We start from the raw sequence: 13,275 nt of genomic DNA on the forward strand, positions 1-13,275 counted from the left end.
GCCACGTGAGCGATCGGACGATCAGCGCAACGGGCCACGAGTCGACGACGGCCTTCAACGGACAACGGGGCATTACCATGGGTCACGGACGGGTCCCTTCGGTAGTCAGGACGAGGGGTTTGGCGATTTCTCATCCTGCCGCCGAAGAACCCGCCCCCCGAACACCTCAACCCGTGTCGGCGTCTACAACCTCATGACCCGCAACAGCTAGCCGTGTCGGCACTCGCCGTCGACGGTGGGGCTTGATGGGCCGTCTTCTTGCTCGTGCCGTGTCGGCACTCGCCGTCGACGGTGGGCCTTGATGGGCCGTCTTCTTGCTCGTGCCGTGTCGGCACTCGCCGTCGACGGCCTAGGCTTCGCTGCGTGCGGTACTTCTACGACACCGAGTTCATCGAGGACGGCCGCACCATCGAGCTGGTCTCCATCGGGGTGGTCGCCGAGGACGGGCGCGAGTACTACGCCGTCTCGACCGAATTCGATCCCGAGCGCGCCGGGGCCTGGGTGCGCGCCCATGTGTTGCCCAAGCTGCCACCGCCTTCGTCGCAACTGTGGCGGTCGCGCAGCCGGATTCGTGAGGACCTGGAGGAGTTCTTCGGGGTCTGGCGTCATGAGCCGATCGAGCTGTGGGCCTGGGTCGGGGCCTACGACCACGTCGCCCTGTGCCAGTTGTGGGGGCCGATGCCGGGCCTGCCGAAAGCGATACCCCGCTTCACCCGCGAGCTGCGGCAACTATGGGAAGAGCGCGGATCGCCACGGCTGCCACCGCGGCACCGCGATGTGCACGACGCGTTGGTGGACGCCCGGGATCAGTTACGCCGATTCCAGCTGATAATGTCCGGCGACGATGCGGGCCGGGAAGCGGCCCGATGAGCACACCCCGACAGCACTGGGGGTTCTGGCCGGGGCGCGGGCGAACTGGCGTAAGCCCTGGCTGGGCATAGATATCATGGACCGATGAACTGGACCGTCGACATACCGATCGACCAGCTGCCGCCGTTGCCGCCGTTGCCCGCCGACCTGCGGACGCGGCTGGACGCTGCGCTGGCCAAGCCGGCCGCACAGCAGCCGGGCTGGCCCGACGATCAGGCCGCGGCGATGCGCACCGTGCTGGAAAGCGTGCCGCCCGTGACGGTGCCTTCCGAAATCGTCCGGCTGCAAGAGCAACTCGCCCAGGTCGCCAGGGGAGAGGCGTTTTTGCTGCAGGGCGGTGACTGCGCCGAGACGTTCGTCGACAACACCGAACCGCACATCCGGGGCAACGTGCGCACGCTGTTGCAGATGGCCGTCGTGCTGACCTACGGCGCCAGCCTGCCGGTGGTCAAGGTGGCCCGCATCGCCGGTCAGTACGCCAAGCCGCGGTCGGCAGACATCGACGCGTTGGGCCTGAAGTCCTACCGCGGCGACATGATCAACGGCTTCGCGCCGGACGCCGGCGCCCGGGAACACGACGCGTCGCGGCTGGTGCGCGCCTACGCCAACGCCAGCGCGGCGATGAACCTGATGCGGGCGTTGACCTCGTCCGGTCTGGCGTCGCTGCACCTGGTGCACGACTGGAACCGCGAGTTCGTCCGGACCTCGCCGGCGGGCGCCCGCTACGAGGCGCTGGCCACCGAGATCGACCGCGGGCTGCGGTTCATGAGCGCGTGCGGGGTGTCCGACCGCAACCTGCAAACCGCGGAGATCTACGCCAGCCACGAGGCCCTGGTGCTCGACTACGAGCGGGCCATGCTGCGGCTCTCGGACGGCGAGGACGGGGATCCGCAGCTGTACGACCTGTCGGCGCACACCGTGTGGATCGGCGAGCGGACCCGGCAACTCGACGGCGCGCACATCGCGTTCGCCGAGGTGATCGCCAACCCGATCGGCGTCAAGCTCGGCCCGACGATGACGCCCGAGCTGGCGATGGAATACGTCGAGCGCCTCGATCCGCACAACAGGCCGGGCCGCCTGACACTGGTCAGCCGGATGGGCAACAACAAGGTGCGCGATCTGCTGCCGCCGATCATCGAGAAGGTGCAGGCGACCGGTCATCAGGTGATCTGGCAGTGCGACCCGATGCACGGCAACACCCACGAGTCGTCCACCGGATACAAGACCCGCCACTTCGACCGCATCGTCGACGAGGTGCAGGGCTTCTTCGAGGTGCACCGCGCGCTGGGCACCCACCCGGGCGGCATTCACGTCGAGATCACCGGCGAGAACGTCACTGAGTGTTTGGGTGGCGCGCAAGACATTTCGGATCACGACCTGGGTGGCCGCTACGAAACGGCGTGTGACCCGCGGCTCAACACCCAGCAATCGCTGGAATTGGCGTTCCTGGTTGCGGAGATGCTGCGCGACTAGCTCCGCGGCGCCGGCGGGCGAACACGGCCCGGGCGTTGCCCAGCACGATGCGCGGCAGCAGGGCTGGATCGTGTAGCCGGCCGGGCGGGTCGAGGAGGTTGACCACCCGCAGGATCCGTTCGGTGAGCACGACGTCGTTGGCGGCGGCGTTCAACGCCGCCCGCACGACCCAGCCACCCGCGCGCCCGTGTGCCCCGCGGGCCGGCGCGTCGATCCGGTCCCGAATCTGGTTGCCAGCCCACGTCGACCCGACGTACCGCGCTGCCGCGCCGAAAAAGCGTTGTGCCAGTTGGGTTTCACCAGACCTCAAGCAGTCGCGCAGGGTCTGCGCCTGCAGCGCCGCGATCGTCATGCCCTGGCCGTAGCTGGGGTCGAGGCTGCACACGGCATCCCCGATCACCAGCAGACCGGACGGGAAGCGGGGCATCAGGTCGTAGCGCCGCCAGAGGGCCGCGGTGTGGTGATAGGTGACGACCTCACCGATGGGCTGTGCTGCGCGCAGTCCGTGGCAGATCGCCGGCGGCAGAACGCGTTCGGCCGCGGCGAACATCGCGGCGAAGTCTGCGGGCGGCCCGCCGTGCGCGGTGGGCTGGCCGATGGTCAGCATCCAGGTGTCGTGCTCGCCGGCCAGCAGCAGTCCGCGGGGCCGGCCACCGCCGGGGTTGAACATCACCAGCCGTTCGGCGATGCGGCCCTTGGTGATGCTCAGCCGCTGGGTCGAATAGCCCAGTTTGGCCGGCGCCCGGTCTTCGGTGGGGCGGCCGTAGCCCAGACCGGCCAGAAATGCGGGGGTGCGCGTGGCCCGGCCCATGGCGTCGACCACCAGGGCCGCGGTCAACGTCCGCTCGAACCCGCTGTCGCGCTTGCGAATTCGCACGCCGGTGATCCCGTCGGCGGTGGCGACCGGTTCGAGGACGTCATGACCGTCCAAAAACGTCACGTTGCGCAGCGCCTTGACCCGACGGCGCACGTGGAATTCCACAAACGGCCGGCTGGCCAGACACAGCGTCAGCGGCGACGGGTCGGCCAGCGTGCCCGAACGCTTGAACTCATAGCGCCCGATCCGGCCATACACTCGCGACAGGTCGCCGTCGTCCATGACCACCGCCCCGGCGGTGGCCAGTTCCCCCAGCAGGCCGGGGAACAGCTCGACCAACGCCTGCACGCCACGACCGAGGAAGTTGTGCACGTGCCGGCCCTGGGGGATGCCCTTGCGGTCGATGGGATAGTCGGGCAACCAGTCCCGCTCCACCACGCTGACCGATTCGTAGAACTCCGAAAGCACCCGCGCGGCAAGCAAACCCGCCATCCCGGCACCCAATACCACGGCGTGCTGACCGAGCCGGTCCCGCAAGTCCGCGCTGTTCGTTGTCGAACCCATGCAGCAGTACGGTACACGAAATCTAAGAAAAATAAGAGATTCTTGAGGTTACATTAAGATTCGTGTCGGGTTGCTTTTCGGGGCGGGGTCATCCAGCGGCGACCCCGAGCGGTGGTTCCACGCTGGCCGGGGGAAGGCATCCGGACGCCGCTGCGGCGGTGAGTCCAAGGACTGCCGCGACAAGGAATTTGGTCAGGAAACGTGACATGAGCACTCCGTTCGTCGGGCCCCCTGAGGGAACTGTAGGGGGAGCAAGCAAATATTTCAATGACTATTGAAATATTTGTCCGCTGCGGGAAGAGTCCGATGCGGATGGATCGGGCGCCGCACATCGCAACCCTGGTCGGCATCGGAATCTTCGGCCGCCGCCGCGACGGGCGCTACCAACTCACCTCCCTCGGGGACACACTGCGCACCGACGCGCCGGTGTCGATGGCCGGGATGACGCGGTGGGTCGGGTCCCCGCAGCATCGCGAGCACTGGAGCAACCTGACCGACGCGATACGAACCGGACATGCGGTCATCCCCGAGCTACGCGGCAAATCGGCCTTCGAGTATCTGGCCGAGGAACCGGAGCTGGCCCGGATCTTCAATGCCGCGATGACCAATCTCTCCGAGATGTCGACCGCGCCACTGACCGCGGCCTACGACTTCAGCGCGTTCGGCACGATCGTCGACGTCGGCGGCGGCCACGGCCGGCTGTTGTCCGCGATCCTAACGACGGCCCCGAATTCACGCGGCATCCTGTTCGATCTTCCGGCGGTCGTGGCGGGCGCCCCGGAGTTGTTGCGCAAGTACGGTGTCGCCGACCGCACCCGGACCGAGGCAGGCTCGTTCTTCGATTTCGTGCCGACCGGCGGCGACGCGTACGTACTCAAGAACATCATTCACGACTGGGCCGACGAGGATGCCGTCCGCATCTTGACGAACATCCGCACCGCCGCCCGGCCCGGCACGCGACTGTTGTTGTGCGAGTTCGTCATCCCGAACCACGACCGGGACTTCCCGGGCAACTGGGTCGACCTCGAGATGCTGCTCGCCGCCGCCGCACGCGAACGCACCGCCGACGAGTACGCCCGGTTGTTCGACCAAGCCGGCTTCCGGTTCAGCCGCGTCGTCGAGTCTGTGTCGCCGCTGAGCCTCATCGAGGCGATCGCGGTCTAGCGGGCGGTCAACCGGCACCGTCCAGACCGAGCTCGTCGGCCGGGACGGTCAAGAACCGGTGCACCGCGGGGCCCACCAACGCGACCACCTCGTCGACTCTGAGGGACGACAGCGGCGGCACCCGCATGATGTAGCGCAGCATCGCGGTGCCGACCAGATTGGTTGCGGCCAGCATCGCGCGCAGTCGCGCCTCGTCGCCGCCGCCCAGCGCTCCGGACACCGCGGTGAGCAGATAATCGTGCAAAAAGCCGCGAAACGCCTCGTTGGCATCAGGATTGGACGTCGCCGACTGCACCATCGAGGCCATGCTCGCGGCCGTTTCCGGCTCCTCCCACAGCCCGAGGTAGGCCCGCACCACGCGGTAACCCAATCGGTCGTCCCTGGCGGCGAGTTCGGTGGTCAGCAGATCCGCCGGCAGCACCAGCGTCATCGACTCGCGGAACAGCCCCGCCTTCGACCCGAACAGGTAGAGGATCATCGAGGGATCTACCCGCGCATCGTCGGCAATCACCCGCAGCGTCGTCTTGTCGTAGCCGTGCCGGGCGAACTGCCGCTTGGCCGCACGAAGGACCGCTTCACGCGATACCGGGCCACCTTGCCGTCTGCCCCGGCGCTTGACCGTTTCCCCAGGTGACGGCATGTGCGAACGATATCACTTCACCGCATCACAGCAGGCCGGCCAGATTGCTGCCGATCGTCCAGCCGATCGTCGCGGCCAAACCGGCCAACGCCAGCACCAACGCGACCCAGACCAGCACCATGCGCCGGGCGTGCTGGCGGGCGAGGACGAATTCACCCAGCGCGATACCCGCGAATTCCCCTGAGCCGGAATCATATTCGAACTGCGGGTCGGGCTCGCAGCGCACTGTGGGCTCCGCCCCGTCCCCGGGCCAGTCCTCGGGCCGGGTCAACCGGCGGGTGGGCTGACGCACCGGTTCGCCGCGGGGGGAGTGCGCTGCGGCCGGCCGCTGCTCACGCATCCGGCTGTGGTGCAACGCCGCCGACCGATGCTGGGCGGAATTCCGCGGCGCCGGCACCCGGAAATCCGGCAGTCCCAACTCGTCGACGATCGCCTCCAGATCGGCGGCCATCTCGATCGCGTCGGCGTACCGTTCGGCGGGATCGCGGGCGGTCGCGCAGGCCACGAAGTCGTCGAATTGGGTTGGCACACCGTCGATCACGTCGCCAGGGCGCCCGACCTCGCGGTCCAGCCGCTGGTAGGCGATCGACAGCGGGGAGTCCCCGGTGAACGGGGTGCTGCCGGTCAGCAATTCGTAGGTCAGGATGCCGGCCGAGTAGACGTCGCTGCGCGGACCGGCATTGCCGTCGCGGACCTGTTCGGGTGACAGGTAGGCCGCGGTGCCCAAAATCACGCTGGTGGAAGTGATTCCGGCCGCGGCAACCGCGCGCACCAGGCCGAAGTCGGCGATCTTGACCTCGCCCTCGTCGGAGATCAGGACGTTCTCCGGTTTGACGTCGCGATGCACCAGCCCGGCACGGTGCGCGGCGGCCAATCCGCCCAATACCGGGCGCAACACCGCCGCGACCGCGTGCGGCGGCATCGGTCCGCGCTCGACCAGCAGCTCGCGCAGGGTACCGCCCTCGATCAGCTCCATCACCAGAAACGGGTGCCGCGCATCCAGGCCCTGGTCGTACACGGCGACCAGCCCCGGATTCTTCAGTCGCGCGACCGTGCGCGCCTCCAGCTGGAAGCGGGTCAGGAACTGACTGTCGCCGGAGTACCGCGCGTCCATCACCTTCAGCGCGACCGGCCGGTCCAGTCGAGTGTCCAGGCCGCGGTACACCGTCGAGGTTCCGCCGCTGGCGATCCTGTCCTGGACCAGATAACGGCCATCCAGCAACGCGTTGTCCAACGGGTCACCCGTCCCGGCTCCGGCCACGGGGCAATCGTAGGTGGGGTCTGCGCCGGCGCGCGGCGAACATCCGCGCAACGCGCCCACCCGCCGGGGAACCAGGGCCTACACTTGCGCCGTGGGCAGTATTCCGGCCGGCGATGACGTGTTAGATCCCGATGAGCCAACCTACGACCTGCCCCGGGTCGCCGAACTGCTCGGCGTGCCGGTGAGCAAGGTGCAGCAACAGCTGCGCGAAGGTCATCTGCTCGCGGTGCGACGCGACGGGGGCGTGGTGATCCCGCAGGTCTTCTTCACCCACGACGGCGAGGTGGTCAAAAGCCTGCCGGGGTTGCTGACGATCCTGCACGACGGCGGCTACCACGAGACCGAGATCGTGCGCTGGTTGTTCACCCCGGACCCGTCGCTGACAATCACCCGCGACGGCAGCAGGGACGCGATCAGCAACGCCCGCCCCGTGGATGCCTTGCACGCCCATCAGGCGCGCGAGGTAGTGCGCCGGGCCCAAGCCATGGCCTACTAGGCGGCCACCGGCTGGTCGGCCCGTATTGCCCTCGGCTCGGGCGCGCGATACAGCGCATACCAGGCGATCAGTGCGGCCGCGGTGGCCGCGCAGATGTGCAGCCACGAGTACATGCCGTGCGACCCATCGGGTTTGAAGATCACCATGGCCCAGGTCGACACGCCGGCGATCAGCGCGACCGCCCGCTGCGACTGGGCCAGCGGCGAAGCCACCGCCAGCGGCCACGAGTAGTACCAGGGCAGGGCGGCCGGCACGAACAGCACCACGATCAGCATCGACCACGCCATGCCCGTCAGCGCGGCCCGGTCGTCGCGCCGAAACCGCCACCACAACACCGGCAGCGACACCGCGATGATTGCGATGCCGATGTAGCGGGTGATCCGCAGCGTCGCATAGAAGTTGACCTGGAAAAGCCCGTTGAAGACGAAGTGGATCACGTTGGCCGCGGCGGTCGGCACGGTCAGCCAGTTGATGATCTTCACCGATCCGGCCAGCGCAGTCAGCCAGCCCAGGCCGACGCCGGCCACCGCCGACAAAACGGCGAACACCGCGACGAAGATCAGCACGCCCAGCACGGTGGCCGTCGCGAACGCCCGGGGCGGACGATAGCCCCGCCGCTCGCACAGGTGCCGCATCCACACCCAGACCAGAAACGGCAGCGCCAGACCCGCGGTAGCCTTCACCGCCACCGCGACGGTGACCAGGGTGACGCCCAGCGCGTGGCGGCGGGCGAAGGTCAGCGCGATCCCGGCGGTCATCAGCCCGACCATCAGCATCTCGTTGTGCACCCCACCCATCAGGTGGATCAGCACCAGTGGATTGAGCACGCAGATCCACAACGCGATGGTGCCGCTGGTGCCGAGGTGGTGGGCCAGGCGGGGAGCGGCCCAGATCAACAACGCCAGGCCGGGCAGCATGCACAACCGCAGCAGCATCGTTCCGAGGATCACGTGGTTGCCGACCAGCATCGTGACGAGTTTGGCGATCAGGATGAACACCGGGCCGTACGGCGCGGTGGTGATGGTCCAAATAGGACTTACGTTGTCCAGCAACACATTCGGGTTAGCCACCGGGCCCACCGCGTAGGGGTCTAGGCCGTCGCGCAACAGCGCACCCTGCGCCAGATAGGAGTAGGTGTCGCGGCTGAACACCGGCACCGACAGCAGCAGCGGCGCCAGCCAGAAGCCGGTGGTGGCCCGCATCATAAACTCGGTGATCTCGCCGGCGACGACCCGGCGGCCCAGCGACAGCCAGGCGAGCAGCATCAGCGCCACGCCCGTCCACAACAGGATCGACGACAGCACCAGTCCGTGCCCAAAACGCAGCCAGGACATGTGGATCGCCTCGAGCACGGGGTCGTGTGGTTTGGTGCTCCCGGCGCCCAGCCCGCCGACGGTGATCAGCACCGACCCCACAAAGCCCAACTTCGCGGGCCGGGCCTGCGGGGTGGCGACGAACGCCTTCAGGCGTGAGAGATGTTCGGCGACAGCGCCTTTGGCCGTTGTCGAACCGGCTGCGGACGAGTCGGTGGTCATCGCTTAGGCGGATCGGTCGGTGGCCGCTTTGGCCAGCTCGGACAGCCCGGCCTTGGCCGGTGCGCTGATGGGAGCGGCGGCCAGCGCCTGCAGCGCACCCTCGGTCAGGGTGGCGATGCGGTGTTCGGCGGCGGCCAGGGCGCCGACGGACTCGATGACCTCGCGCAGCTCGTCCACCTGCTCATCGGTCAGCGGTGCGCCGATCGAGGTCCGTAACAGGTTGGCCGCCAACGGGTCTGACTTGTCCGCCAACTCGACCGCCTCGGCCAGCAGCACCGTGCGCTTACCGGAGCGCAGATCGTCACCGGACGGTTTGCCCGTCACGGCCGGATCCCCGAACACTCCCAGCACGTCGTCGCGAAGCTGGAACGCGACGCCCAGGTCGATTCCGGCCTGGGCGAACACGGCCTGCACGTCGGGCCGGTCGTCCGCCGCGGCGGCGCCGAGCTGCAGCGGCCGTGCCACCGTGTAGCACGCCGTCTTGAACCGGTCGACGTTCATCGCCGACGCGATCGACTCGGCCGCGCTGGCCTCGGCGACGATGTCGAGGTACTGCCCGCCGAGCACCTCGGTGCGGATATCGGACCAGACCCGCAGCACCCGACGCTGCGCTTCGGGCGTCAGGTCGGCGCCGAACACGATGTCGTCGGCCCACGCCAGCGCCAGGTCGCCGAGCAGGATCGCGGCCGAGATGCCGAATCGGTCGGCCGACCCTTGCCAGTGTCGGTCGCGATGCAGCGTCGCGAAGCGGACATGCACCGTCGGCCGGCCGCGGCGGGTCAAGGAGTCGTCGATGACGTCGTCATGCACCAGCGCGCAGGCCTGCAGCAGCTCCAGCGCGGAAAACAGCAGCAGCACTTCGGGATCGGGCTCGGCATCGGCGACCGCGCGCCAGCCCCAATAGGCGAAGGCCGGACGCAGCCGCTTGCCGCCGCTGAGCACGAAGTCTTCCAGGGCGGCGATCAACGCCGCATAGTCGTCGCCGATGTAGGCGGTCTCGGTGCGCCGGTGCTGCAGGTACCGGCGCAGTTGGTCGGCAATGGCCCCGGTGAACTCGACGGTTGCCGCTGCGGCTGGGGATTTCACGCTCAGCGCGCCGCCCCCTTTCTGGCCTCGGCATGCCCGCTGTGATCCAAGCCCGATCAGTGTATTCGGCGCCACAATCCGGGTACTTCGTGTGGCTCACAATTCCCCCACCGGGTTGGCGTTGCGCTGCGCCCCTATGCTGGCGGGGTGCGATTCGCCCAAGGAAGAGGAGCCGCGTGACTCTCAACACCGTTGCGCTCGAGCTGGTGCCGCCCAACGTGGACGGGGGCCGGGAGCGGGCGCTTGACGAGGCGCGCAAGGTCTTGCAGTACTCCGCGGAGTCCGGTCTGCACGGCCGCATTCGGCACGTGATGATCCCCGGGATCATCGCCGAGGACGACGACCGGCCCGTCCCGATGAAGGCCAAGTTCGACGTGCTGGATTTCTGGTCGGTGATCAAGCCCGAACTGCCGGGCATGACCGGTCTGTGCACCCAGGTGACCGCGTTCATGGACGAAGCGGCGCTGCGGCAACGGCTCACCGCGCTGACCGACGCCGGGATGGAGGGCGTCGTGTTCGTCGGCGTCCCGCGCACCATGAACGACGGCGAGGGTTCCGGCGTCGCGCCGACCGATGCCCTGTCGATCTACCGCGACCTGGTCGCCAACCGCGGCGTCATCCTCATCCCCACCCGCGAGGGCGAGCACGGTCGCTTCAACTTCAAATGCGACCAGGGCGCCACCTACGGCATGACCCAGCTGCTGTACTCCGAGGCGATCGTCGGCTTTCTGACCGACTTCGCCAAGACCACCGATCACCGGCCGGAGATCCTGCTGTCGTTCGGGTTCGTGCCGCAGATCGAAAGCAAGACCGGCCTGATCAACTGGCTCATCCAGGATCCCGGCAACCCGAAAGTGGCCGCCGAGCAAGAGTTCGTCCGGAAGCTGGCCGGCAGCGAGCCGCCGCGCAAGCGGCAGATGATGCTCGACCTGTACCGGCGGGTGGTCGACGGCGTCGCCGAGCTGGGCTTTCCGCTGAGCATCCATCTGGAGGCGACTTACGGCCTGTCCGCCCCGGCGTTCCAGACGTTCGCCGAGATGATCGAGTACTGGGCACCGGCCCAGCGCGTCTAGCTCGACGAGGGTGGATTGCGCGGGGTGGTGAACCGCTCGGAGCGGTCCCGGCTCATCCAGGCCAGCAGCGCCACCACCCCGGCCGCGGCGAATGAGGCGATGCCCAGCCAGACGCCGGCGCCGGTGAACGACCGGGTGTTCGGGTCGGTGTAGCGGGCCTGGGCCGTCATCGTGGTCACCACGCCCGGCTTAAGTTTCCAGGACACCGCGTCCGGGTCGATGCGGTCGCCGTTGGTCGACGTCACCGGGCCGGGGAAGGCGACGGTCACCTCGACGTCGGCGTCCGGATCGGTCAGCGAGGTCAGATCCGCGCGTCCCTCCAGGATCACCACGTTGCCGTTGCGGCGCAGCGATAGGTTCATGCCCGCGGCGTCGGAGTTCATGTTGGCCAGCTGCGGCAATTCGGCGAACGTCAGATCGGAGAACACCGCCTGCGATCCCACGTAACCGTCGCTGTCGTAGGTCGACACCGCCACCTTCTGGTTGAACGCCAGGTTGTTGGTGTCCAGCTGGGGGCCGGTGTCCTTCGGTGTCTTCGGCTTGGCCGCCGCGATGATCTCCCCGGAGACCAGGTCGTCGGGGGAGACGGTCAGCGACGCCCTGGCCCGCAGGCAGCCGGTGGCCAGGGGAACCAGCAGCAGCAGCATGGCGAGAGCGAGCACGCGGCGCCGCCGGGCGGTGAACCCGCGGGCTCGGCGTGGGGGAGAGCTGGCGCGCACCAGGTCATCGTGCCAGATCGGGTGTGTCGGTCAGCCGTCGCCGGGCCGCTGCAGCGGCAGTGGGCGGCCCAGAATCGCGAATGCCCGTGGGTCACCGGCAAAGTGGTAACGGCGAATGATGTCGGTGAAGCCCAGCCGCCGGTACAACCGCCAGGCGCGGTTGGCCTCGCCATTGGTTTCCGGCGTGGACAGCAGGACGTTCTTTTCGCAGCGGCCGGCCAGCAGTCGGCGTGCCAGGGCCTCGCCGATGCCGCGGCCCTGGGCGCGGGGATGAATGTGCAGCTCGGTCAGCTCGAAATAGCTGTTCATCAGTCGCTCGATCTCCTGGGGCGGCAGGCCACCGCGCTGCAACCCCAGGACGACCTGCTGCTGCCACCACTGCCCGGGAGCGCCGGGGTAGCCGTAGGCCACGCCCAGCAACGGCGCCTCGGCGAGCTCGGCCGGCGGCGGCGGCCCGCCGTCGGCGGCCGGGTCGGCTGCCACGGCGGCGGCGGCCTGCCAGCCCGGCCTGCGGATGTGTTCCAGCCACATCGCGGCGCGCTGGTTCTCGGTGCCTGCCGGATACCGCATCGCGTCGACGTACACCCTGAGGGCGTCGGTCAGCCGGCGCGCCATATCCTCGCGCGGCAAATCGATGAGGAATATCGCCAATTCGCGGTGTCCTCTCGTCCCGATGATCGGGCGTCGCTCGCCGGCGGTGCGCCGGGCGCATACCCGTACCGCCATTATCGGGCCGCCGGGGGACCGGCCGGAGGGCGGTTGGGGGCAGCGGACCCACGATGCGGTTCGCACCGGTGTGGGTCCGCAAGAGTGGTGTAACGCATCACCGTTGCGGTCCGATGATTGTGCGGAAGCAACGGAGATAGAATCGCGGCTGAACTAGTGGTACGGGTCAGATTGACCTCGTATCATTTGACTTAGTTGCCCGGACAACGGGCATCCGCGTGCTATCGATAGTTACGTGTCAGACTGTCGGCAAGGAGGGACGAATGCCACTCTCCGATCATGAGCAGCGGATGCTCGACCAGATCGAGAGCGCACTCTATGCCGAGGACCCCAAGTTCGCGTCGAGCGTGCGGGGCGGCGGCTTCCGCGCACCCACCGCCCGACGCCGGCTGCAGGGCGCGGCCTTGTTCGTCATCGGTCTGGCCATGCTGATATCCGGTGTGGCCTTCAAGGCCACGATGATCGGAACCTTCCCGATTCTCAGCGTCGTCGGCTTTGTGGTGATGTTCGGTGGTGTGGTGTTTGCCATCACCGGGCCGCGGCTGTCGGGCCGACCCGCCCCGTCCGGTCCCGCCCAGGGCGCCCGGCAGCGCCGCCCCAAGGGCGGGTCCTTCACCAGCCGCATGGAAGACCGCTTCCGGCGTCGTTTCGACGACTAGCAACCACTTCCTAAGGGGCAGCCGTACGGCTGCCCCTTAGTTTTGCGCCCGCCGCCCCCGAATTGCCTTGTGCGCGTGCCGGTTACCGCACACCGGTGGGCGTTGCGAGCCGTCGAGTCCGTTTCGACGCCAAATCGAGCCGTAATCGAGGCGGGCGGCCTGGCCCCGCTCCCATCGGTCCCCCCACCGGGG

Annotated in this window: 13 protein-coding genes; 6 read left to right on the top strand and 7 right to left on the bottom strand. The window is 68.3% G+C overall.

Annotated elements, in window-relative coordinates; translation table 11 throughout:
* The first annotated feature begins 363 nt into the window (after positions 1–363).
* Both AWC25_RS07010 and AWC25_RS07015 read left to right on the top strand, forming a co-directional pair.
* Entirely contained in the window at positions 364–870 is a 507-nt protein-coding gene (locus AWC25_RS07010) for a polyadenylate-specific 3'-exoribonuclease AS (RefSeq protein ID WP_069403146.1), read from the top strand.
* A gap of 84 nt (positions 871–954) precedes the next feature.
* On the top strand, positions 955–2,343 hold the full coding sequence (locus AWC25_RS07015; protein ID WP_069403145.1) for a class II 3-deoxy-7-phosphoheptulonate synthase: 1,389 nt from the start codon (positions 955–957) through the stop codon (positions 2,341–2,343).
* Here the strand turns inward: AWC25_RS07015 and AWC25_RS07020 are convergent.
* On the bottom strand, positions 2,285–3,724 hold the full coding sequence (locus tag AWC25_RS07020; protein WP_085166543.1) for an FAD-dependent oxidoreductase: 1,440 nt from the start codon (positions 3,722–3,724) through the stop codon (positions 2,285–2,287). The genes AWC25_RS07015 and AWC25_RS07020 overlap by 59 nt on opposite strands.
* 312 nt (positions 3,725–4,036) lie before the next feature.
* On the opposite strand from AWC25_RS07020, the gene AWC25_RS07025 reads away from it, so the two are divergent.
* Positions 4,037–4,888, top strand: a complete 852-nt coding sequence (locus AWC25_RS07025) for a methyltransferase (protein WP_308204730.1) — start codon at positions 4,037–4,039, stop codon at positions 4,886–4,888.
* Between the two features lie 7 nt (positions 4,889–4,895).
* Here the strand turns inward: AWC25_RS07025 and AWC25_RS07030 are convergent, their stop codons facing one another.
* Together AWC25_RS07030 and AWC25_RS07035 are read right to left on the bottom strand one after the other, a co-directional pair.
* On the bottom strand, positions 4,896–5,528 hold the full coding sequence (locus tag AWC25_RS07030; protein WP_069400466.1) for a TetR/AcrR family transcriptional regulator: 633 nt from the start codon (positions 5,526–5,528) through the stop codon (positions 4,896–4,898).
* A 25-nt stretch (positions 5,529–5,553) separates the two neighbouring features.
* Positions 5,554–6,789: a protein kinase domain-containing protein gene (locus AWC25_RS07035; RefSeq protein ID WP_142278724.1), complete on the bottom strand. Its 1,236-nt coding sequence runs from the start codon at positions 6,787–6,789 to the stop codon at positions 5,554–5,556.
* 91 nt (positions 6,790–6,880) lie between these two features.
* Here AWC25_RS07035 and AWC25_RS07040 point away from each other — a divergent pair, with 91 nt between their 5' ends.
* Positions 6,881–7,285 carry an Rv2175c family DNA-binding protein gene (locus AWC25_RS07040; protein WP_069400486.1) on the top strand — a complete coding sequence of 135 codons (405 nt, stop codon included), beginning with the start codon at positions 6,881–6,883 and terminating at the stop codon, positions 7,283–7,285.
* Here the strand turns inward: AWC25_RS07040 and AWC25_RS07045 are convergent.
* A complete protein-coding gene (locus tag AWC25_RS07045; protein ID WP_069400465.1) occupies positions 7,282–8,820 on the bottom strand; it encodes an alpha-(1->6)-mannopyranosyltransferase A in 1,539 nt (512 codons plus the stop codon). The two genes, AWC25_RS07040 and AWC25_RS07045, sit on opposite strands and share 4 nt — an antisense overlap.
* 3 nt (positions 8,821–8,823) lie before the next feature.
* Positions 8,824–9,906, bottom strand: coding sequence for a bifunctional (2E,6E)-farnesyl/geranyl diphosphate synthase (gene idsA2, locus AWC25_RS07050; protein WP_142278725.1), 1,083 nt, complete (start codon positions 9,904–9,906; stop codon positions 8,824–8,826).
* 176 nt (positions 9,907–10,082) lie between these two features.
* On the opposite strand from idsA2, the gene AWC25_RS07055 reads away from it, so the two are divergent.
* Complete coding sequence (locus AWC25_RS07055; RefSeq protein ID WP_069400464.1) at positions 10,083–10,979, top strand: mycobacterial-type methylenetetrahydrofolate reductase; 897 nt, start codon at positions 10,083–10,085, stop codon at positions 10,977–10,979.
* Here AWC25_RS07055 and AWC25_RS07060 read toward each other — a convergent pair.
* Together AWC25_RS07060 and AWC25_RS07065 are read right to left on the bottom strand one after the other, a co-directional pair.
* Positions 10,976–11,626 carry an LppM family (lipo)protein gene (locus AWC25_RS07060; protein ID WP_069400463.1) on the bottom strand — a complete coding sequence of 217 codons (651 nt, stop codon included), beginning with the start codon at positions 11,624–11,626 and terminating at the stop codon, positions 10,976–10,978. The two genes, AWC25_RS07055 and AWC25_RS07060, sit on opposite strands and share 4 nt — an antisense overlap.
* A gap of 102 nt (positions 11,627–11,728) precedes the next feature.
* Entirely contained in the window at positions 11,729–12,349 is a 621-nt protein-coding gene (locus AWC25_RS07065; protein WP_069400484.1) for a GNAT family N-acetyltransferase, read from the bottom strand.
* Positions 12,350–12,687: 338 nt separating this feature from the next.
* On the opposite strand from AWC25_RS07065, the gene AWC25_RS07070 reads away from it, so the two are divergent.
* A complete protein-coding gene (locus AWC25_RS07070; RefSeq protein WP_069400462.1) occupies positions 12,688–13,083 on the top strand; it encodes a DUF3040 domain-containing protein in 396 nt (131 codons plus the stop codon).
* Positions 13,084–13,275: the final 192 nt, after the last annotated feature.

Origin of the sequence: Mycobacterium sherrisii (assembly GCF_002102355.1) — a bacterium.
Lineage (GTDB): Bacteria > Actinomycetota > Actinomycetes > Mycobacteriales > Mycobacteriaceae > Mycobacterium > Mycobacterium sherrisii.